Raw genomic sequence first — 18,804 nt, forward strand, 5'->3', positions numbered from 1 at the left:
TATTCCATCTCCTTTGATGCCTGCTTACGTAAAATGCTGGTCTCTGATTGTGCTATAGGCCTTTGTGCTGTGATTTGCTTGCTTGGAATTGACTTAACGTGCTCCAAGGACAAACGTGCAACACATTCAATCAGGACAATACACGTTATGAAATTTGATTATGTTTCTATTTTTATCGGTCTCACTATTCTTCCAGCTTCCTTGTTTGCGAAGGATGTGAACGCAATAGTCGACTCTTGGGGCGAAGAGGTTGCCCTGGCCGACGAGAAGGCGACTCCATCACTAGATAACCCCACCGACTACGAGATTAGCATAGGAACTCGTGTTGAATGTGTGGGGGTCCAGTCCAAAGGCTTCAACTACAAAGACTCAGAATGGATTTCTGAGAACTTTAGCACCAGTCGATACCAGTTCTGGAAAGTTGATCCAGATGATCACAACTTTTGTAAAGTCTCTCTTTCAGACGAGTTGGATTACGAAACGCAATCAGAGAAATTCCTGCAACGTTGCTGGCAAACTTTTGAAACAGCCAAAAATTCCGTCACAAACCCCATCACAAGAAAATGCACTGAAATCTACGTTGAAAATGGATTTTTGGCATCTGTGCACTGCGGGGGCGTACACTTCCACCCGGGTGGAGCATTTTCGGTCGGAAATGACTACATGTTCGATTTAAGAAGAAACGCTCCCTACAACGATTCACTATACGTGGAGGTCGGTTATTGCTCTCATCAATGAAGTCACAGACCGTACTTTCTCAATAGCATTCGGTCTGAACCTGAGGCACTGCGACTCTTTTCGGCCTGTCACAACCGGTGCCGGGCTGAAGCCCGGCCTACGGGGGTGGTGGGATTGTATCGTTTCCGGCTCGTGCAATCACTTTTTCGCAACGTATGATTGATCCGCGCGCCCGTTTGATTCATACTCCGCCGCAGACCGAGAGGGGCGTCAGACCCGTCCGGGCAGGCAAAAACGAGGCTCGAGTATGAAACAGTTCCTCATTATCGCATTTTGTGCGGCATCGCTGACGGCGGTGGTTCAGGTCGCGGATGCGGCGCAGATCAGACAGGCGTGCATGGCGTCGGACCGCTCGGCCGCGACGCGGGACCGGTGCAGCTGCATTCAGCGCGTGGCGGATCAGGCGTTGACGCGAAGTGATCAGAAGACCGTGGCGAAATGGTTCAAGGACCCGCATCAGGCGCAGGTACTGAAGATGTCGAAATCCGCGCGCGATGATGCGCTGTGGGATCGGTACCAGAACTTTGGCCAGATGGCGCAGGCGATCTGCAGCTAACCCATTCAGAATGCTTGACCTGATCCACGCTGCGTCCCAGAAAGGCGCAGCGAAAGGTAAATTGCATGGTAATGAAAGGGCTGACCCTGCGGGGCCTTGAGGTGTTCGAGGCGTTGGCGCGGACGGGATCGGTGGCGCAGGCCGCCGAGATCACGGGGCTCAGCCAGCCATCTGTCTCCCAACAGTTGCGCAATCTGGAAAAGGCTCTGGGCACCGAACTGGTCGATCACGGGCGCCGACCGATGCGCCTGACGCAGGCCGGGCGCAGCTTTCTGGTGCGTGCCGAGGCGGTTCTGGCCGAGCTGCAAATGGCACAAAGCGAATTGTCGGTCATGGATCTGGGGCATCTGACCACGCTGTCCATCGGGCTGATCGACGATTTCGACAATGATCTGACCCCGCGGCTGGCCACGTTGCTGGCAGACAGTCTGACCCGATCGAATTTCAAACTGATCACCCTGTCGAGCCTCGATCTGTTCGGGGCCCTGGCCGAACAACGCCTGCATATGGCGGTCACCGCCCATAGCGGAGAAGTGCTGGAGGGGGTGGTCGAGTACCCTTTGGTCCGGGATCCGTTCATTCTGGTTGCACCTCAAGGGTCGGGCGGGGTGGAGGCGGTGCAGAACAGCCTGCCGTATCTGCGATATGCCCGCGAGCAGCTGATCAGCCGGCAGATCGAGGCGCATATGGCGCGCGGCGCGCAGGAGTTCGAGGAACGGTTCGAGATCGGCTCGCACATGGCGCTGATGGCCATGGTTGCGCGGGGTCTGGGTTGGGCGATCACGACGCCGCTGGGCTTCATGCGCGCGGCGCGGTTTCATGACGGGCTGGAGGCCCACCCTGCCCCGTTCGGGGATTTCTCGCGCAGCATATCATTGCTGGCGCGAACGGGCTGGTCCGATCAGGTGCCGCAGGAGGTGGCGGGCATGACCCGGCGTCTGATGCAGAACCAGATCGTCGACCCGGCTTTGGCCAAACTGCCCTGGCTGAGCGGATCGCTGCGGGTGATCGGCGGTTAACTGTCCAGATAGGCAGCAAGGCCGTCAACCGCTGTCTCGATCAGGTCCAGCGCGCCGTCGAAATCCCGTGTGTAGTATGGGTCAGGCACATGATCCGCGCCGGTTTCAGGGGCGAAATCGGTCAGCAGGCGCACCGGGGTGTCACTGCCGGCAGGGCGCAGATCCTCGATATCCGCGATGTTGTTGGCGTCCATGCCCAGGATCAGGTCGAAGCGGTCGAAATCGGCAGTAGTGAACTGACGGGCACGCAGGTCGCCCAGATCGATTCCTCTGACCTTCGCGGCTGCCTGCATCGGGCCATAGGGCGGGTTCCCCGCGTGCCAGCCCATGGTTCCGGCACTATCGGTTACGTGATGCGGCGCGCGGGCGCGAAAAACGCCCTCTGCCGCGGGGGAACGGCAAATATTGCCCAGGCAGACAAAGAGGATACGGTGTGACATGCACCAAGCTGTACCGCGCGGAGGAGAAATGGAAAAGATCGTGATTCTGACCGGGGCCGGAATATCCGCCGAAAGCGGGTTGAGCACCTTTCGCGATGAGGGTGGATTATGGGCCCAGCACCGCATCGAGGATGTCGCCACACCGGAAGGATTCGCCCGCGACCCCGCACTGGTTCAAGGGTTTTACAATGCGCGGCGGGTTCAGGCCTCAGAAGTTCAACCCAATGCCGCTCATGAAGCACTGGCCCGGCTGCAACGGGACTGGCCCGGGGACGTCGTGATCGTAACCCAGAACGTGGACAGCCTGCACGAGGCGGGCGGCGCAAAGGATGTCATCCACATGCACGGAACGTTGGCGGGTGCGTTGTGTTCAGCCTGCGGCCATCGCTGGACCGCCCCGCCCGAGATGGCGGTTGGGGAATCCTGCCCCGCCTGTACGCGGCCCACGGCCCGGCCCGATGTGGTCTGGTTTGGTGAAATGCCCTATTTCATGGACGAAATTTATGACCATCTGGCCAGCGCGTCGCTTTTTGCCGCCATTGGCACCTCGGGTCAGGTTTATCCGGCGGCGGCGTTCGTGCACGAGGCACAAGCGGCGGGCGCTCGGACGATCGAGATCAATCTGGAACCGTCGCCGGGCGCATCCGGGTTTGATGAAAGACTTGTCGGCAAAGCGACCCAGACAGTTCCGCGATGGGTCGGGCACCTGCTTGCGCCCTTTACTTAAGGTACAGACAACACACGCTTAATACGGTTAGACTGCCCCCGAAACGACTGGAGGACAAGACATGACGGATCAGGACCCCCGGACTGGTGAAATTCTGGATGAAGGCAGCATGGCCGGGCGCGACATGCTGGGCGAGCAGCTTTCCAGCCTGTGGTGGACCTTTCTGCTGCGCGGAGTATTGGCCGGGCTTGTCGGCATTGCAGCGCTGTTCTGGCCGTCTGGCAGCATCGCGTTGCTGCTGCGGCTGGTTGGTGTGCTGCTGATCCTCGATGGCGGCCTGACGCTTTTGGGCGTGGGGCGGCGCGGGGTGATGGGTGGCGCTGCAATCGGTGCGCTTCTGATCGGGCTTGTCCTGTTGATCTGGCCGGAAGGCACGGTCAAACTCGCCTTTTTCCTGATGGGCGCATGGGTGCTGATCATCGGGATCGGCTCGCTGGCGGCATCCGGGCAAATGCACGAGAGAGACCCCCAACGCGGCTCCATGCGCGTTTCGGGTTTCGTTGCGCTTGTGGTCGGGCTTGTTTTGATGATCTGGCCAGCGGTCGCGCTTGTTGCACTGGGATGGGGCATTGCCTTTTCGGCGCTGGCCATTGCCGCGGTCATGTTCTGGCTGGCGTCCCGATTCCGCCAGGCCGGTGACCGTGTCGGTATGAAAACCGTCAACAAATAGCACCGGCGGCGGCCGCAGGAACAACAGGCCGGGAAATGCCCGGCCTGTCGCATGGATGACGGCCGCAGCGCGGCCCGAAGACAGGCGTTGCCCTAGTTCGAATGGGATCCGTGTCCGCCCATGTCCTGACGCTCCAGATCGACCGGGATTTCGACCTCAACCTCGCCAGCCTTTTCAAAGATCAGCGTCACCGGAACCATGGCGTCCTGTTCGAACGGTTCGGTCAGCCCCATGAACATCACGTGGTCGCCGCCGCGTTTCAGCATGTGGGTTTCGCCTGCCGGAATGGCAAAGCCTTCCTCGACATGCACCATCTTGGCCACGCCATTTTCGTCGACTTTGTGCGTATGCAGTTCAACCCGGGCAGCGGCATCCGACGTCACGCCGACCAGACGGTCGTCCGCATCGCCCAGATTCTGGATCATCATGAACGCGGCACCTGCCTTGGCGGTCTTTCCCGACGACCGGGCATAGGCGTCATCAACTTTGATAGTGCCTTCGGCAAAAGCGGGCATGGCCAGGGTCACGGCGGCCAGGGTTGCAAACAGAGTAGTTTTGAGGGACATCGTGCCTCTCCTGTATTGTAGGTTTGAAAAAAGTTTTGTTTTCAAACGCGTACAGGCGGCGCGCGCGCCGGGGTGCCGGGAACCGGCAAGGCGATTTGATTGACCAGATGCCGCAGCGGCGCTATCTGCGCCCGCTCGGGCGCCATAGGCATGGGCGGCTGGGCAATAGCGACCGCGCCCATCAGGGACAGCGCATAGTCCGGACAGTAATGCGGTGGCGCGGTGGGTTGTCCGTCTTCGTCTATATAGACAACGACCGGACCGGTGCCTGTGCACAACACCATCTGACCCACAGCCTTGTCCATGCCGCGGGACACAGCAAGGCCCTGCCCGGTCAGAACCAAAAGCAGGGACAGAACATAAGGCAGGAATCGTTTTATGGCTGGTCTCATCCTGACCGGGGTATAGGTCAGTCGGCAGAGTAGCTTCAAGCGCCAAAGGGTCGCGCTTGAAGCCGGTTTCAGTAATCAATTCCCGGTCGTTTCACCTTGCTTGTATTGAAGCTGGTGTGGGAACGATTCACCCTGCGCTGCATCCGCGTGCAAGCCGAAATTGCTTTGCGAAAAACCGCGGCCAGAAACAGGAAAAGGTAGAAACTTTTTAACGTCATAGTGAGGCCCCCGCCTGATGAATGGCAGAGACGATAGGTCAGATTCGGCATTCCGTATGTGAAGCAATTCACCAATGGCGAGAAATAATTTCGAATTTGAAAACAATGCAAGGCGGCAGCGGGTGTCTCAAAACGAAAAAGCCCCGCACCTCAGAGGTGCAGGGCCTGAAATACCGTAAGCGAAAAGGCTTAGGCCGTGGCTTGCGCCTTGGCGATTTCCTTCTTCACTTTCAGCGCGTTCGCCGACAGTTCTTCATCCTTGGCTTTGGCCAGGAATGCGTCCAGACCACCGCGGTGGTCAACCGAACGCAGAGCGGCTGCCGAGATGCGCAGTTTGACGCCGCGGCCCAGGGTCTCGGACTGCAGGGTAACGTCATTCAGGTTCGGCAGGAAACGACGACGAGTTCTGTTTTTGGCATGGCTGACATTGTTGCCAGTCATCGGGCCTTTTCCGGTCAGTTCGCAACGACGCGACATGGTTTCTTCCTTTGTTTCTGGAGGCCGGGCACAAAGCCCTCGGCCAAATCACAAGGGGCACAACCCGAAGTCGCGCCCGAAAACTGGTTGGATGCGTGTAGTGGGAATCGCAGGAAGGGTCAAGACGGACCGGACGAATTCTTTCATTTTGCGTCCGCCTTTCAAACCTTGCCCCCTTTCACCCCGTCAGCTCAGCGTGCCAAGCAGTTCCTCGGCCGCGCGGGCCGGGTTCAGACGCCCGGCCGAGACTTCGGCGTTCAGGCGCTCCATCTGGGCCTTGGCCTGCGGCGTGTCGAGCCGGGCCAGAAGGGCATGGCGGACCTCCTGATCGAACCAGTATCGCGCCTGGGCGGCACGGTTGGCTTCCCAGATACCGTTGTCGCGGCGCCATCGGGTCAGGGATTGCATCTCGTCCCAGGCTTGCTCCAGCCCCTGTTCTTCGATCGCTGAAACGGTCATTGCCTTGGGGAAACCTTCGGGATCCTGCGGGCGCTTACGCAGCAATCGCAGCGCGCCGGCATAGTCTGCGCATGTCCGGGTCGCCGTGGCCTTCAGGTCGCCATCCGCCTTGTTGATCAGGATGATATCGGCCATCTCCATGATGCCACGTTTGACACCCTGCAATTCGTCCCCTCCCGCCGGAGCCAACAGCAACAGGAACAGGTCCGACAATTCGGACACCACCGTTTCGGACTGCCCGACGCCCACAGTTTCAATCAGCACCACGTCATAGCCTGCGGCCTCGCACAGGGCGATGGCCTCGCGGGTCCGTCGGGCGACGCCACCGAGATGGCTCTGGCTGGGGGAGGGGCGGATGAAGGCGTTCTTCTCGCGGCTCAGGCGTTCCATCCGGGTTTTGTCCCCCAGAATCGAGCCCCCCGAACGGGCCGAGCTGGGATCGACGGCCAGAACCGCGACACGCAGCCCCTGCCCTGTCAGCATCATGCCAAAGCTTTCGATGAAGGTGGACTTGCCCACCCCGGGCGTACCCGACAAACCGATCCGAAGCGCCTGGCGCCCGGATCCTGCGAGCTGGGCCAACATCTCGCTGGCCTGTGCACGATGATCGGCGCGATTGCTTTCCACCAGTGTGATCGCGCGGGCCAGCGCCCGGCGCTCGCCCTTCAAAATCCTGTCGCTGAGGCTGTCTGTCTGCATTCTTGTCCCGATCCTAGAGGCAGGAATAGTTGCCGTGCTCTGGGGGCGTTTGTCCAGACCGCAGCTTCCCCGAAATGCGATCAAAGCGAAAGCTGCGTCAATTCGTGCGTGGCGTGGCCCATCAGGGTTGGACCAGCCGCCCCGGTGTCACCAGAACGCGCGCGGCGCGAGAACTGGACGCCACCTGCATGATCGCGGATAAGAGCCGGATGACGATACGCCTGCCCATCGACCACGCCATTCCCGAACTGCTGGACAGATTGCGCGCGCAGGGTCGCGCGGTATTGCAGTCCCCGCCGGGGGCGGGCAAGACCACACGGGTTCCCCTGGCAATGCTCGAGGCGGGTTTGTGCGAAGGCAGGATCGTGATGCTGGAACCCCGGCGACTGGCGGCCCGGGCCGCGGCCGAACGGATGGCCGAAACCTTGGGAGAACGCGCAGGCCAGACCGTGGGTTACCGTGTGCGCGGCGAGGCGAAAGTGTCGAAAGACACAAGGATTGAGGTGGTGACCGAGGGCATCCTGACCCGGATGTTGCAATCCAACCCGGATCTGCCGGGAATTGGCGCAGTGATTTTCGATGAGTTCCACGAACGGTCTCTGAACGCCGATCTGGGGCTGGCCTTGTGCCTCGAGGTGTCCGACGCATTGCGGGACGATCTGATCCTGCTGGCCATGTCAGCCACGCTGGATGCGGATCCCGTCGGTGCGTTGATGGCGGCCCCTCTGGTCACATCGGACGGGCGCAGCTTTCCGGTTGAGACGCGCTGGCTGGATCGGCCATTGGGGCCGCAAGCGCGACGGCTGGATGCGTTGATCGATCTGGTGGTGCAGGCCGAGCGTGAGACCCGGAAGTCCGGCGGCGGAATTCTGGTTTTCCTGCCGGGAGAGGGCGAAATCCGACGCGCTGAAGGCCTTTTGAACGGTCGGTTGCCCGACAGTTGCGTGGTGCGCCCGTTATTCGGAGCCATGCCTTTTGCGGCCCAGCGTGCCGCGATCACCCCGGTGGAACAAGGGCGCAAAGTTGTGCTGGCGACGTCGATCGCCGAAACCTCGCTGACGATCCCGGACATCAAGGTTGTGGTGGATATGGGACAGGCCCGGCGGGCTCGGTTCGATCCAGGATCGGGCATGTCCCGGCTGGTGACCGAAAGGGTGACCCGGGCCGAGGCCACACAGCGCGCGGGCCGGGCCGGACGGGTGGCCGAAGGGGTGTGTTACCGGCTTTGGTCGAAGGGGGAAGACGGTGCGCTGGCCGCCTACCCGCCTGCCGAGATCGAAGCGGCGGACCTGACCGGGCTGGCGTTGGAGCTGTCCCTGTGGGGCGCTGACCCGGCCGATCTTGCCTTTCTGACTCCGCCTCCCGAGGGGACGATGGCCGAGGCGCGGGCTTTGCTGACAATGCTGGGCGCGCTCGATACCAATGGGCGGATCACCGATCATGGGCGCGCCCTGGCTGCACTGCCCTTGCATCCCCGATTGGGGCACATGTTTGTGCGGGCCGGTCCGAGCGCCGCCCCCTTGGCGGCGTTGATGGCAGAGCGTGATCCCCTTCGCGGTGCGCCGGTGGATATCACCCTGCGGCAAGAGGCGCTGCGCGACCCCCGGACCTTTCAGCGCAACAGGGTCTGGCAGGTCAACATGGGCGCAGTGGATCGGATCAATGCCGAGACCAGACGGCTGCGGAAACAGGCCAAGGGCGACTCGGCCGATCTGAGCCCCGCCGCCATGGCTGCGCTGGCCTATCCTGACCGCATCGGGCAGCGGCGCAAGGGTGACGCGCCGCGCTATGTGCTGTCAGGGGGGAAAGGCGTTGTTCTGGATAGTGCGGATTCGCTGGCCAGCGCTCCGTTTCTGGTCGTCATCGACACGGATGGCAACCCGCGCGAGGCGAAGGTCCGGATGGCCACCCAGATTTCGGAACGCGACATCCGCGATCTGTTCGCGGATCAGATCGGCTGGATCGAGACGTGCGCCTGGTCCAAACGCGAGCGGCGGGTCGTGTCGCGGCGGCAAGAGCGGTTCGGCGCAATCACGTTGGATGACCGCATCTGGAAGGACGTCCCGGACGACGCCGTGGCGCGCGCTATGCTGGATGGGATACGCGATCTGGGCCTGCGGCTGGAGGGTGCCGCCGCGCGCCTGGCTGCCCGTGTCGAGCTGGTGCGCGCCGATGGCGTCGATCTGCCCGATTTTTCGGTCGCAGGCCTGATGGCCGACATGGAGGACTGGTTGTTGCCCATGCTGTCGGGCGTCAAAAGCGCTGAAGACTGGAAGAAATTCGACCTTTTGCCCGCCCTGCGCGCGCGGCTGGACTGGGCGCAGACGCAGGAACTGGACCGGCGCGCTCCGGGGTCATTTGAAACGCCGCTGGGGCGCAAGGTGCCAATTGACTACAGCGCGGCCGTGCCGGAAATCTCGGTCCGTTTGCAGGAAGTGTTCGGCGTGACCCTACACCCGGCAATCGGCGGCCAGCCTTTGAAGATCACTCTGCTGTCACCGGCGCAGCGCCCGATCCAGATAACGCGCGACCTGCCCGGTTTCTGGGCGGGCTCTTATGCGGATGTACGCAAGGACATGAGGGCGCAATACCCCAAACACCCCTGGCCCGAAGACCCGACCCAGGCTGATCCCACGCTGAGGGCAAAACGCAGACGTGACTAGAGCCGTCAGAAAAGCCCGAGCTTTGTCCAAAAATCCACAAATTCACCCGGAAAACCTTCAAGAACGTGCCAAAACTGGAAGGTTTAATTGAAACTCACCTTTTCCGTTGTTAAGTCATATCAACTTTGAAGGCATAGAGTAGACTGACAAAAAAATTGATGAATGCATGGCTGCAAAATATCTGGGAAGAGGTCGGGCGACCGCTGTTCCTGCGCCCCCGACGGGTGCAGTTTGCGGCGTTATGCACCCGCGTTCATGACGGGCACAATCAGGTCCTGCTGATCACCAGCCGCGACTCCAAACGCTGGATCATCCCGAAAGGTTGGCCCATCGATGGTTTGAGTGGCACGGAAACAGCCCTTCAGGAGGCCTGGGAAGAGGCCGGAGTGCACGCGGATGCAGTTCACGATGAACCCGTCGGCCAATTCACCTACGACAAGATCCTCAAAAACGGATCAGCGCAACCGGTATTGACCAATGTCTACAAGATTTCGGTGCGCGCGCTGGCGGACGACTTTCCCGAGGCCGACCAGCGCGAGCGCAGCTGGTTCTGGCCGGCTGAAGCGGCCACCCTGGTGCAAGAGCCCGAACTTCAGGCCTTGTTGCGCAAACTGTAAGGAAATCGCAACATTTCGATGGCACCCAGCTTGCCTGAGCAGCCGGATACCGTTAGTGGCGCACGATCCTTCACTATCTGACCAAGTTCATGTCTGACACGAATCCAAAACCACGCTGGCAAACGTTGGACAGCGACCTGCACCGAATTTCACGGGTCGAAACCGCCAACATCCATGTCGCGCGCCACTTGCTGGCACCGGGGGTCGCGCTGGCCTTCATGGCGCTGGCGGGGCTGACGGCGGCGGTCCTGTTTGGTCGGGTGGATGGCAGCCATGTCGTGATCGCGGCGGCCGCGTTCGGGGCCTATATGGCGATTAATGTCGGTGCCAATGACGTTGCCAACAACATGGGCCCTGCGGTCGGTGCAAATGTGCTGACCATGGGCGGCGCCATCGTGATTGCCGCCATCGCCGAAAGCGCTGGTGCGTTGCTTGCGGGGGGTGACGTGGTCTCGACCATCTCCAAGGGGATTGTCGATCCCGCCTCGGTGCAAAACAGCGAAGTGTTCATCTGGGCCATGATGGCGGCGCTGATATCTTCGGCCATGTGGGTCAATCTGGCGACCTGGATCGGCGCCCCTGTGTCCACAACGCATTCCGTCGTAGGCGGGGTCATGGGTGCGGGCATTGCAGCAGCGGGCCTGAGTGCGGTGAGCTGGGGCACGATGAGTGCAATTGCTGCCAGCTGGGTGATTTCGCCGATACTTGGAGGGGCGGTTGCCGCGGCTTTTCTGGCTTTGATCAAGTCGAAAATCCAGAATCAGGACGACAAGATCGCCGCGGCGCGCAAATGGGTACCCATCCTTTTGGCGGTGATGGCGGGGGCCTTTGCTACCTATCTGTCCGTCAAAGGCCTGCAACGGATCGTGCATATCGATCCCAAGATGGCCCTGTTGATCGGGTTGGGCGTGGGGCTGCTGACCTGGTCCGTGACCGTCCCGTGGGTCAAGCGCAGATCCGAAGGGATGGAGAACCGGACCCGGTCGCTGAAAACGCTGTTTGGCCTGCCGCTTGTGATCTCGGCCACGTTCCTGAGCTTTGCCCACGGCGCAAATGACGTGGCCAATGCGGTCGGCCCGCTGGCCGCGATTGTCCACGCGGTCGAGTTCGGAGAGTTTGCCGCGAAAGTTCCAATCCCGCTTTGGGTGATGATCATCGGGGCGTTCGGGATTTCCTTCGGTCTGTTCCTGTTCGGCCCCAGGCTGATCCGGATGGTGGGCCGCCAGATCACCAAACTGAACCCGATGCGCGCCTTTTGCGTCGCCCTGTCGGCGGCGATTACTGTGATTCTGGCCAGCTGGCTTGGCCTGCCGGTCAGTTCGACCCATATCGCCGTTGGAGCAGTCTTTGGCGTCGGCTTCTACCGCGAGTGGGATTCCGAGCGCCGGCGCAAACAGGGAAAGCTTCAACGCACAGCACAACGCCTTGCCCCGGAAGAATACCGCCGTCGCAAGCTGGTACGGCGGTCGCATTTCATGACCATCGTGGCCGCGTGGGTAGTCACCGTGCCCGCCGCCGCAACCATGTCGGCCGTCATTTACTGGGTACTGACCGCATTCGCCTGAGGGAGAACGTCAGAGCCTGATCTGTTCCGGCGACAACGGGTGATCGGGTGCGTGTTTGATCAGGTCGGACACCTGCGTGCAGATGGGTGTTGGCACGCCGGTTTCGTGACCCATGCGAATGATATGGCCTTGCAGGCTGTCAATTTCGGTTTGGCGCTCGGCCATGAGGTCATAGGCCATGGACGTTCGCGCATGCGGGTCGATTGTCAGCATCCGGGCCGCGATCCGGGTGAACAGCGGTGTCGGCAGTCGCAGAATATGCGGGGTCATCCATGCCGGAAGCGGTGTGGTCGAGGCCACGGGATGCCCCGCCGCCTTCAGCACAGTCAGCGCTTCGGACATCTGATCCGCCATGAGATTGCGCCAGTCGCGGTTCATCAGCTGATCCACCAGCGTGAGGCCCGACAAGGCATTGAGCGCATTGTTCAGGTTGATCACCAGCTTGCCCCATTGCACGGCCTCGATCTGGTCGCTGGATATAACGGAAAGGTCCGCGCTGCTCAGCTGCGCGGCCAGTTCACCGGCGCCGCTTTGGATGACGATCTCTCCGGACGTGGCCCGATGATAGGTGGCGGGGCCGTTTGGCACCACGTTGAACGGAACCATACCCGCACGCACATCGCGCCCCGGCAAGGCCTCACGCAATGTTGCGGCAGCTTCGATACCGTTTTGCCAGGACAGGATCGGGGCATCCTGCCGCGCAAAGCGCTCAATTTGCTCGGCCATGTCTGCGGTTGCACCCGATTTGACGGTGACGATGACAAGTTCGGCCCGGCCCAGGCAGGCCGGATCTTCGCTGAGCACCAGAGAGTCCGGCGTGACCGTGTAATCAAGGCCGTCAAAATCCGTGACCGTCAGCCGGTGCTCACGGATCGGGTCCAGCACATGTGCGCGTCCCAGCAGGGTCACGGAGTGCCCCGACCGGGCCAGCAAGGCTCCGCAGAAGCAGCCAATGCTGCCCGCGCCAGCAAGGACAAGTTTCATGATACCCCCTCCGGTACACCCCAAAAGGATCACCGCAAACGGCCCGTGACACAAGCCCGCTTGCCGCTGACGTCACGCGCTGGCGGCCAGCCGGGGTTTGGTGCGCTCAAGCTCTTTGGAAATAGGGATAAATTCCTGATCGTCACCCGGAGGCAGTTGAAATGCACCCTTGGCCCAATCGGCGCTTTTCCACTCACGAGTTGCAGTTTCGATCTTTTCCTTCGAAGACGAAACGAAATTCCACCAGATGTAGCGGTCTTCATTCAGGGTCGCTCCGCCCAGCAGCATCAGCCGCGCGCCCAGCGCACCGGCCTTGACAGACAGCTTGTCCCCGGGCCGGAACACCATCATGCGGCCCTCGTCAAACCTGTCGCCCGCGATTTCGACCGAACCTTGCGTGACATAGACACCGCGATCTTCATGATCGTCAGGCAGGGGGAAGGACGCGCCGGGTTCCAATTGCACGTCGAGATAGAAGGTTTCGGACAGCATCGTGACCGGGCTGGTCTCACCATAGGCCGAACCCAGGATCAACCGGGCCCTGACGCCGGTATCCTGAAGATGCGGCAGCGCGGCCTGTTTGTGATGTTCGAAATCCGGGGCCATATCCTCATGCGCTTCGGGCAAGGCAATCCAGGTCTGAATGCCGAACAGGCTGTGTTTCCTGCCTCGGGTCTCATCACTGGTGCGTTCGGAATGGGTGACACCGCGGCCTGCGACCATCCAGTTGACCTCGCCGGGATAGATCATCTGATGTGTGCCAAGGCTGTCGCGGTGCTCGAATTCGCCCTGGTACAGATAAGTGACCGTGCCCAGTCCGATATGGGGGTGGGGCCGCACGTCGATGCCGCCTTCGGTGATGAATTCAGCCGGCCCCATTTGATCGAAAAAGATGAACGGGCCCACCAACTGTCGTTTTACCGAAGGCAACGCACGGCGCACTTCGAACCCTCCCAGGTCACGGGCACGCGGGATGATCAACGTGTCCAGCGCCGGATTCTCCGAGATGCAGTCCGGATTGTGTGTCGGGTTCCAACTCATTTCAGCACTCCCTTCGTTGCAGATGGTCAGGCCACCCGCGTTCACTCAGGTAAGAAATAGCCACGCGAAGCAGCCCATAAAGTGCACAATCGCACAGATTAAGTGCGGCGCCGTTCCGATCAACGCGGCCAGAGTTGCGGGAAAAACGGTCCGTCAATCCGATCCCCCTCGCCATAGCCTGCCGCCTCGAACTGCGCGCGCTCGTCCTTGGCCCAGTCGCCGCGATACCGGATGACGCCATCAGGTGCCGTCATGCGAAGGGTGAAGCGGCGCACCGTTTCCGACGGCGTGGTCGAGGACAGCCCGCCATGCAGCGTTCGCATGTCGAAAAAGATGCAATCCCCAAGTTCCAGATCCCATTGCAACAAGTCATACGCGCCGGGGTCGGCATTGACGTCGGGTGGCGGGTGATAGGTCAGCCCGGCGACTTCGGTGGGCTCATAGCTGGGATGACCATCGGCAAACCGCACCCGCATGAACAGCTTGTCCCACAGGTGTGAGCCCTTCACGAATGCGATGCCATTTTCCTTGGTCACGGGTTCCAGCGGCAACCAAAGGACACACATCGTTCCTTCGAAGTCGAAGTAAGACAGGTCCTGATGGAAGGGCGGGCGCGAGGTCGAGCCGGCCTCGCGCAGGAACCAGTTGTCCATGACAAGGTTGATGGACGGCGCCCCCAGCAACCCGGCAGCAAGCGGTGCGCAGGGCGACTTGTGAACGAATTCGTCGAATTGCGGGATCTTGTTCCAGGCCCAGTAGTCTTCGAAATAACCCGGGGCGTTCGGATCCTTGGTGTGACGGGTAAAATTATCGGTCGGCGTGTCAAGGTCGGCGTCGATACCTGCGCGCAGCAATGACAACCACTCGGATGAGAATGTCGACCGCAGAACAACAGCCCCATCGCGTTGGAAGGCGGCAATGTCTTCCTGTGTGACCAGGTCTGCCGTCGTCATGGAAGGGTCATCCCGATGTGGTTCGATGGCCCCGAGCATCGCATCAGGCACCGCCAGAGGTCAAAGAGATTCGTTTCGACGACCCGGAATCACTCACAGAACCGTGAGGGTGCGGGGATCCAACCGCGCACGGCCTCGGATTTTGAACGAAACATGCTATGTTTCAGATGGAAGCCGCAGACTGACAAGGTTGGATCGCGTATTGGAGGTTTCTAGATGACAGATGCGTTGCTGTCCCGTCGTTCCCTGATCACCCAAGGTGTTGCCGTTTTGACAACCGGCGCCACAGGGCTTTTGGTGCCTGCCCGCGCAGCCGGGATTGCGCCGACGCCTTCGATGCGGGGCGGATCGAACAACTATCGCCCCGGCGCGCCGATCGTGGACCGGATCGGTGGCGGCGGGTTCTGGATGACCGGCACCGTACGAAGGGCAGGCGATGGCGCCCCCCTGCCCGGCCAGCGCATTCAGATCTGGGCCCATACCACAGAAGGCCACGAGCGTGACCCGCAAAGCCATGGGGCGACCTTGACGGATGAAAAGGGTGAATTCCGACTGGAAATGCCGCAGATCGTTCCTGCATTCGGTCAACCGCACGGGCATCTGGCCTATGACAGCGGTGAATTTGAGACTGTGTTCCTGCGCCCTGTGATGCCGAGCGCGAAGGACAAAACCCTTGCTGCACATTTTGTGCTGCAACCTGTCTGACAGGTGTTAAAGTGCGTTGCGATCTGGGTGGCATTGATCGCCGCGCTTCTGGTACCGGTCGCAGCAGCGGCTTTCAGTCCCTATCTGGCGTGGCGAGAGCCGGTTTACATCGTCGCTGGGTTTGCCGGAATTCTGAGCTTGGGGCTGCTGTTGCTGCAGCCGCTTCTGGCCGGAAGATACCTTCCGGGCTTGTCCGCAGTGATGAGCCGCCACATTCACCGCTGGATCGGCCTGACCCTGGTGCTGGCGATTGTGGTCCATGTCGCGGGGTTGTGGCTTACGAGCCCGCCGGATGTGGTGGATGCGTTGTTGTTCGTATCTCCAACGCCGTTCTCGGCCTGGGGCGTGATTGCCATGTGGACCGCTTTCGGGGCGGCCCTGTTAGGGGTCTTCCGCAAACGTCTGCGCCTGCGCTTTCGCCTTTGGCGGCTGAGCCACACCGCGCTGGCCGGGGTGACGATTGTCGGCAGTATTGTTCACGCCATGCTGATCGAAGGCACGATGGAAGTCATTTCCAAAACAGCGCTTTGCACACTGGTCCTGCTGGCGAGCGCAACCACGCTCGCCAAGCTGAAAGTGTGGGAAATCCGCCGGCGCCCTTAGACGCCCAGGCACCAGCGCATGACCGCCTTTTGTGCATGCAGACGGTTTTCGGCCTCATCAAAAATGACCGAGTTCGGTCCATCCATGACCTCAGAGGTCGCTTCTTCCTCGCGGTGGGCCGGCAGGCAATGCATGAACAGCGCATCCGGTTTGGCATACGACATGAGTTCAGCATTGACCTGATATGGTCGCAGCATGTTGTGGCGGCGTTCTTTGGCCGACTGGGAATCATGCATCGAAACCCAGGTGTCCGCGACGACGAGGTCCGCGCCTTCCACCGCCTTGTGCGGATCCCTTTCGATCACGATTTTCGAACCTTTCTGGCGGGCAAACCCCATGAACTCTTCTTCCGGATCAAGCTGGGCCGGGCCGGTAAAGGTCAGATCGAACCCGAATTGACCAGCGGCGTGCAGGAAGGAGGCGCAGACGTTGTTGCCGTCGCCGGTCCAGACCACCTTTTTGCCGGCGATGGGGCCGCGGTGTTCTTCGAACGTCAGCACGTCGGCCATGATCTGGCAGGGATGGGTGCGGTCGGTCAGGCCGTTGATGACGGGCACGTCGGAATATTCGGCCATCTCGGTCAGGATGGTCTCATCAAAGGTCCGGATCATGATCATGTCGACATAGCGCGACAGCACACGGGCGGTATCGGCAATGGTTTCGCCGTGACCCAGTTGCATGTCCTTGCCGGACAGCACCATGGTCTGGCCGCCCATCTGGCGCACGCCCACATCGAAAGACACGCGCGTCCGGGTCGAGGGTTTTTCGAAGATCAGCGCGACCATGCGGTCTTTCAGCGGTTGTTCGTCATCAGGGGCGGCCTTGGGACGGCCCAGACGCGCTTGTTTCATCGCGCCCGCCTGATCGATCATGGACCGCAGCGCGGTGGCATCGGTTTTGTGGATGTCGAGAAAATGGTTCATATCGCTTCGCTTTTGGCTGGTCGGGCGGTGGGGGCCAACCCCCACACCCCCGGAGTATTTGGGTAAAGATGAAGCTCAGGCAGTTTGGAGTTGGGTTTCGATCTGATTGGCGGCCTTGTCGAGGCGGATCATGGCCTGAGCGATATCGTCCTCGGTCAGAGTGAGAGGCGGTAGCAAGCGGATCACGTTGTCGGCGGCAGGAACGGTGATGACCAGATTGTCATAGCCCGCATTGACCACGTCGATATTGAGCGCCTTGCATTTCAGGCCGAGCATCAGGCCCGATCCGCGCACCTCTTCGAACACCTCAGGGTGATCTGCGATCAGGGCTTCGAGCTTTTGCCGCAGCAGGCCCGCCTTGCGGTTGACGCTTTCCAGGAAGGCGGGTGTTGCCACATGATCGATCACCGCGCAGCCCACGGCACAGCCCAGTGGGTTGCCGCCATAGGTCGAACCGTGGGTGCCCGCGGTCATGCCGCTGGCGGCCTCTTCGGTGGCCAGCACGGCCCCCAGCGGGAAGCCGCCGCCGATGCCCTTGGCGACCATCATGATATCAGGGGTGATCCCAGCCCATTCATGGGCAAAGAGCTTGCCTGTCCGGCCAACGCCGCATTGGACTTCATCAAGGATCAGCAGCAGCCCGTTGTTGTCGCAGATCTGACGCAGCGCCTTGAGTTCGGCGTCGGGGACGGGGCGAATACCGCCCTCGCCTTGGATGGGCTCGATCAGGATCGCGGCGGTATTCTCGGTGATCGCGTTGGTGACACCGTCGAGATCGCCAAAGGTGACGTGGACAAACCCCGGCAAAAGCGGGCCAAAGCCTTTGGTCATCTTCTCGGACCCGGCCGCTGCGATGCCCGCCGACGACCGGCCATGGAAGGAACCGTCGAAAGTGATGATCTCGACCTTTTCGGGCTGGCCTTTGTCATAGAAATACTTGCGGGCCATTTTCACGGCCAGTTCACAGGCTTCGGTACCGGAGTTCGTGAAGAAAACCGTATCGGCAAAACTGTGTTCCACCAGCTTGTCAGCCAACGCCTGTTGCTGAGGAATGTTGTACAGGTTCGAGACATGCCACAGCGCATGGGCCTGTTCCGTCAGGGCGGCCACCAGCGCCGGATGGGCATGGCCCAGCGCGTTCACGGCGATGCCTGCGCCGAGGTCCAGAAAACGTCGGCCATCCGCCTCGGTCAGCCAGGCGCCTTCGCCCTTCACGAATGTCAGGGGCGCGCGGTTATAGGTCGGCAGAACGGACGGGATCATGGGATCATCCTTTTCAGGTAGTATGAGCCTCGTGAGTGATACACGAAGGCCCTGTTCGTCAACAATTTTGGTGAGGTCTGTGCCGATTTGCAGGGCACATGAGATCAAACAGGCCGGTTACGCAAAGATGCGTCGGCGTCGGAGCAGTTGGATATGCACATGTTTGATCATGGTCGACCGTATAGCGATGCTTGAGCAGGTTGGAAAGCCAGTATTTTGCAGGTATCGAATTTTGCCCTTGCCAAAGCCTGTGCAACGGCGCACCGCTTGGCCATGTTCGAACCCAAGCACCACAATCCACCGCTTGCCGCTGCGCTGATTTTTGCCGCCACGGCGTTTATCGCGGCGACGACGCTGCTGGCCAAGGCGCTGGGGACGGATGCGTTGGGGCCGCCCTTGCACGCCATGCAGATCAGTCACGGGCGGTTTCTGTTTGCCCTGCTGGCGATCCTGCTGGCGGTTGCAACATTGCGGCCGCGGTTGGTGCGGCCCCATTGGAGGCTACACGTCGGGCGGACCAGTTTTG

20 protein-coding genes and 1 pseudogene are annotated in these 18,804 nt (G+C 60.8%); 11 read left to right on the plus strand and 10 right to left on the minus strand.

What is annotated here, in order from left to right:
• The first annotated feature begins 147 nt into the window (after positions 1-147).
• The 3 genes from AC2FNN_RS02995 (at position 148) to AC2FNN_RS03005 (ending at position 2,313) form a co-directional block, all read left to right on the plus strand.
• Positions 148-738, plus strand: a complete 591-nt coding sequence (locus AC2FNN_RS02995) for a hypothetical protein (protein WP_496756502.1) — start codon at positions 148-150, stop codon at positions 736-738.
• A gap of 247 nt (positions 739-985) precedes the next feature.
• On the plus strand, positions 986-1,294 hold the full coding sequence (locus tag AC2FNN_RS03000; RefSeq protein ID WP_496756503.1) for a hypothetical protein: 309 nt from the start codon (positions 986-988) through the stop codon (positions 1,292-1,294).
• Between the two features lie 65 nt (positions 1,295-1,359).
• Complete coding sequence (locus AC2FNN_RS03005; RefSeq protein ID WP_496756504.1) at positions 1,360-2,313, plus strand: LysR family transcriptional regulator; 954 nt, start codon at positions 1,360-1,362, stop codon at positions 2,311-2,313.
• Here the strand turns inward: AC2FNN_RS03005 and AC2FNN_RS03010 are convergent.
• Positions 2,310-2,753 carry a low molecular weight protein-tyrosine-phosphatase gene (locus AC2FNN_RS03010; protein WP_496756506.1) on the minus strand — a complete coding sequence of 148 codons (444 nt, stop codon included), beginning with the start codon at positions 2,751-2,753 and terminating at the stop codon, positions 2,310-2,312. The genes AC2FNN_RS03005 and AC2FNN_RS03010 overlap by 4 nt on opposite strands.
• Before the next feature lie 28 nt (positions 2,754-2,781).
• Here AC2FNN_RS03010 and AC2FNN_RS03015 point away from each other — a divergent pair, with 28 nt between their 5' ends.
• The gene (locus AC2FNN_RS03015) at positions 2,782-3,480 is read left to right on the plus strand and encodes an NAD-dependent deacylase (protein WP_496756525.1); all 699 of its coding nucleotides are present in this window, start codon (positions 2,782-2,784) and stop codon (positions 3,478-3,480) included.
• Positions 3,481-3,541: 61 nt separating this feature from the next.
• Entirely contained in the window at positions 3,542-4,150 is a 609-nt protein-coding gene (locus AC2FNN_RS03020; RefSeq protein WP_496756507.1) for an HdeD family acid-resistance protein, read from the plus strand.
• A gap of 92 nt (positions 4,151-4,242) precedes the next feature.
• On the opposite strand, the gene AC2FNN_RS03025 is transcribed toward AC2FNN_RS03020, so the two are convergent.
• From AC2FNN_RS03025 to meaB, 4 genes are all read right to left on the minus strand, one after another.
• On the minus strand, positions 4,243-4,716 hold the full coding sequence (locus tag AC2FNN_RS03025; protein ID WP_496756508.1) for a copper chaperone PCu(A)C: 474 nt from the start codon (positions 4,714-4,716) through the stop codon (positions 4,243-4,245).
• 41 nt (positions 4,717-4,757) lie between these two features.
• On the minus strand, positions 4,758-5,108 hold the full coding sequence (locus tag AC2FNN_RS03030) for a hypothetical protein (RefSeq protein ID WP_496756510.1): 351 nt from the start codon (positions 5,106-5,108) through the stop codon (positions 4,758-4,760).
• 407 nt (positions 5,109-5,515) lie between these two features.
• Positions 5,516-5,803: a 50S ribosomal protein L28 gene (gene rpmB, locus AC2FNN_RS03035; protein ID WP_050603240.1), complete on the minus strand. Its 288-nt coding sequence runs from the start codon at positions 5,801-5,803 to the stop codon at positions 5,516-5,518.
• Between the two features lie 186 nt (positions 5,804-5,989).
• A complete protein-coding gene (gene meaB, locus AC2FNN_RS03040) occupies positions 5,990-6,961 on the minus strand; it encodes a methylmalonyl Co-A mutase-associated GTPase MeaB (protein ID WP_496756511.1) in 972 nt (323 codons plus the stop codon).
• 209 nt (positions 6,962-7,170) lie between these two features.
• Here meaB and hrpB point away from each other — a divergent pair, with 209 nt between their 5' ends.
• The 3 genes from hrpB (at position 7,171) to AC2FNN_RS03055 (ending at position 11,806) form a co-directional block, all read left to right on the plus strand.
• Entirely contained in the window at positions 7,171-9,624 is a 2,454-nt protein-coding gene (gene hrpB, locus AC2FNN_RS03045) for an ATP-dependent helicase HrpB (RefSeq protein WP_496756526.1), read from the plus strand.
• A gap of 158 nt (positions 9,625-9,782) precedes the next feature.
• Positions 9,783-10,241 carry an NUDIX hydrolase gene (locus AC2FNN_RS03050; protein ID WP_496756513.1) on the plus strand — a complete coding sequence of 153 codons (459 nt, stop codon included), beginning with the start codon at positions 9,783-9,785 and terminating at the stop codon, positions 10,239-10,241.
• Between the two features lie 89 nt (positions 10,242-10,330).
• The gene (locus AC2FNN_RS03055) at positions 10,331-11,806 is read left to right on the plus strand and encodes an inorganic phosphate transporter (RefSeq protein ID WP_496756514.1); all 1,476 of its coding nucleotides are present in this window, start codon (positions 10,331-10,333) and stop codon (positions 11,804-11,806) included.
• A 9-nt stretch (positions 11,807-11,815) separates the two neighbouring features.
• Here the strand turns inward: AC2FNN_RS03055 and AC2FNN_RS03060 are convergent, their stop codons facing one another.
• The 3 genes from AC2FNN_RS03060 to AC2FNN_RS03070 form a co-directional block, all read right to left on the minus strand.
• Positions 11,816-12,790 (minus strand): 2-dehydropantoate 2-reductase, encoded by a 975-nt coding sequence (locus AC2FNN_RS03060; protein WP_496756515.1) that lies wholly within the window; start codon positions 12,788-12,790, stop codon positions 11,816-11,818.
• 72 nt (positions 12,791-12,862) lie between these two features.
• Complete coding sequence (locus AC2FNN_RS03065; protein ID WP_496756516.1) at positions 12,863-13,831, minus strand: pirin family protein; 969 nt, start codon at positions 13,829-13,831, stop codon at positions 12,863-12,865.
• Between the two features lie 119 nt (positions 13,832-13,950).
• Complete coding sequence (locus AC2FNN_RS03070) at positions 13,951-14,784, minus strand: phytanoyl-CoA dioxygenase family protein (protein ID WP_496756517.1); 834 nt, start codon at positions 14,782-14,784, stop codon at positions 13,951-13,953.
• Positions 14,785-15,000: 216 nt separating this feature from the next.
• Here AC2FNN_RS03070 and AC2FNN_RS03075 point away from each other — a divergent pair, with 216 nt between their 5' ends.
• Together AC2FNN_RS03075 and AC2FNN_RS03080 are read left to right on the plus strand one after the other, a co-directional pair.
• Complete coding sequence (locus AC2FNN_RS03075) at positions 15,001-15,489, plus strand: twin-arginine translocation pathway signal (protein ID WP_496756518.1); 489 nt, start codon at positions 15,001-15,003, stop codon at positions 15,487-15,489.
• Positions 15,490-15,516: 27 nt separating this feature from the next.
• Positions 15,517-16,092 carry a ferric reductase-like transmembrane domain-containing protein gene (locus AC2FNN_RS03080; protein ID WP_496756519.1) on the plus strand — a complete coding sequence of 192 codons (576 nt, stop codon included), beginning with the start codon at positions 15,517-15,519 and terminating at the stop codon, positions 16,090-16,092.
• Here AC2FNN_RS03080 and argF read toward each other — a convergent pair.
• Both argF and AC2FNN_RS03090 read right to left on the minus strand, forming a co-directional pair.
• Complete coding sequence (argF, locus tag AC2FNN_RS03085) at positions 16,089-17,015, minus strand: ornithine carbamoyltransferase (RefSeq protein WP_496756520.1); 927 nt, start codon at positions 17,013-17,015, stop codon at positions 16,089-16,091. The genes AC2FNN_RS03080 and argF overlap by 4 nt on opposite strands.
• Positions 17,016-17,090: 75 nt before the next feature.
• The gene (locus AC2FNN_RS03090; RefSeq protein WP_496756521.1) at positions 17,091-18,278 is read right to left on the minus strand and encodes an aspartate aminotransferase family protein; all 1,188 of its coding nucleotides are present in this window, start codon (positions 18,276-18,278) and stop codon (positions 17,091-17,093) included.
• Positions 18,279-18,551: 273 nt separating this feature from the next.
• On the opposite strand from AC2FNN_RS03090, the pseudogene AC2FNN_RS03095 reads away from it, so the two are divergent.
• Positions 18,552-18,804 (plus strand): annotated as a pseudogene (locus AC2FNN_RS03095) (EamA/RhaT family transporter); the annotation flags it as partial.

This window comes from Ruegeria sp. BHSA118, from assembly GCF_059613405.1.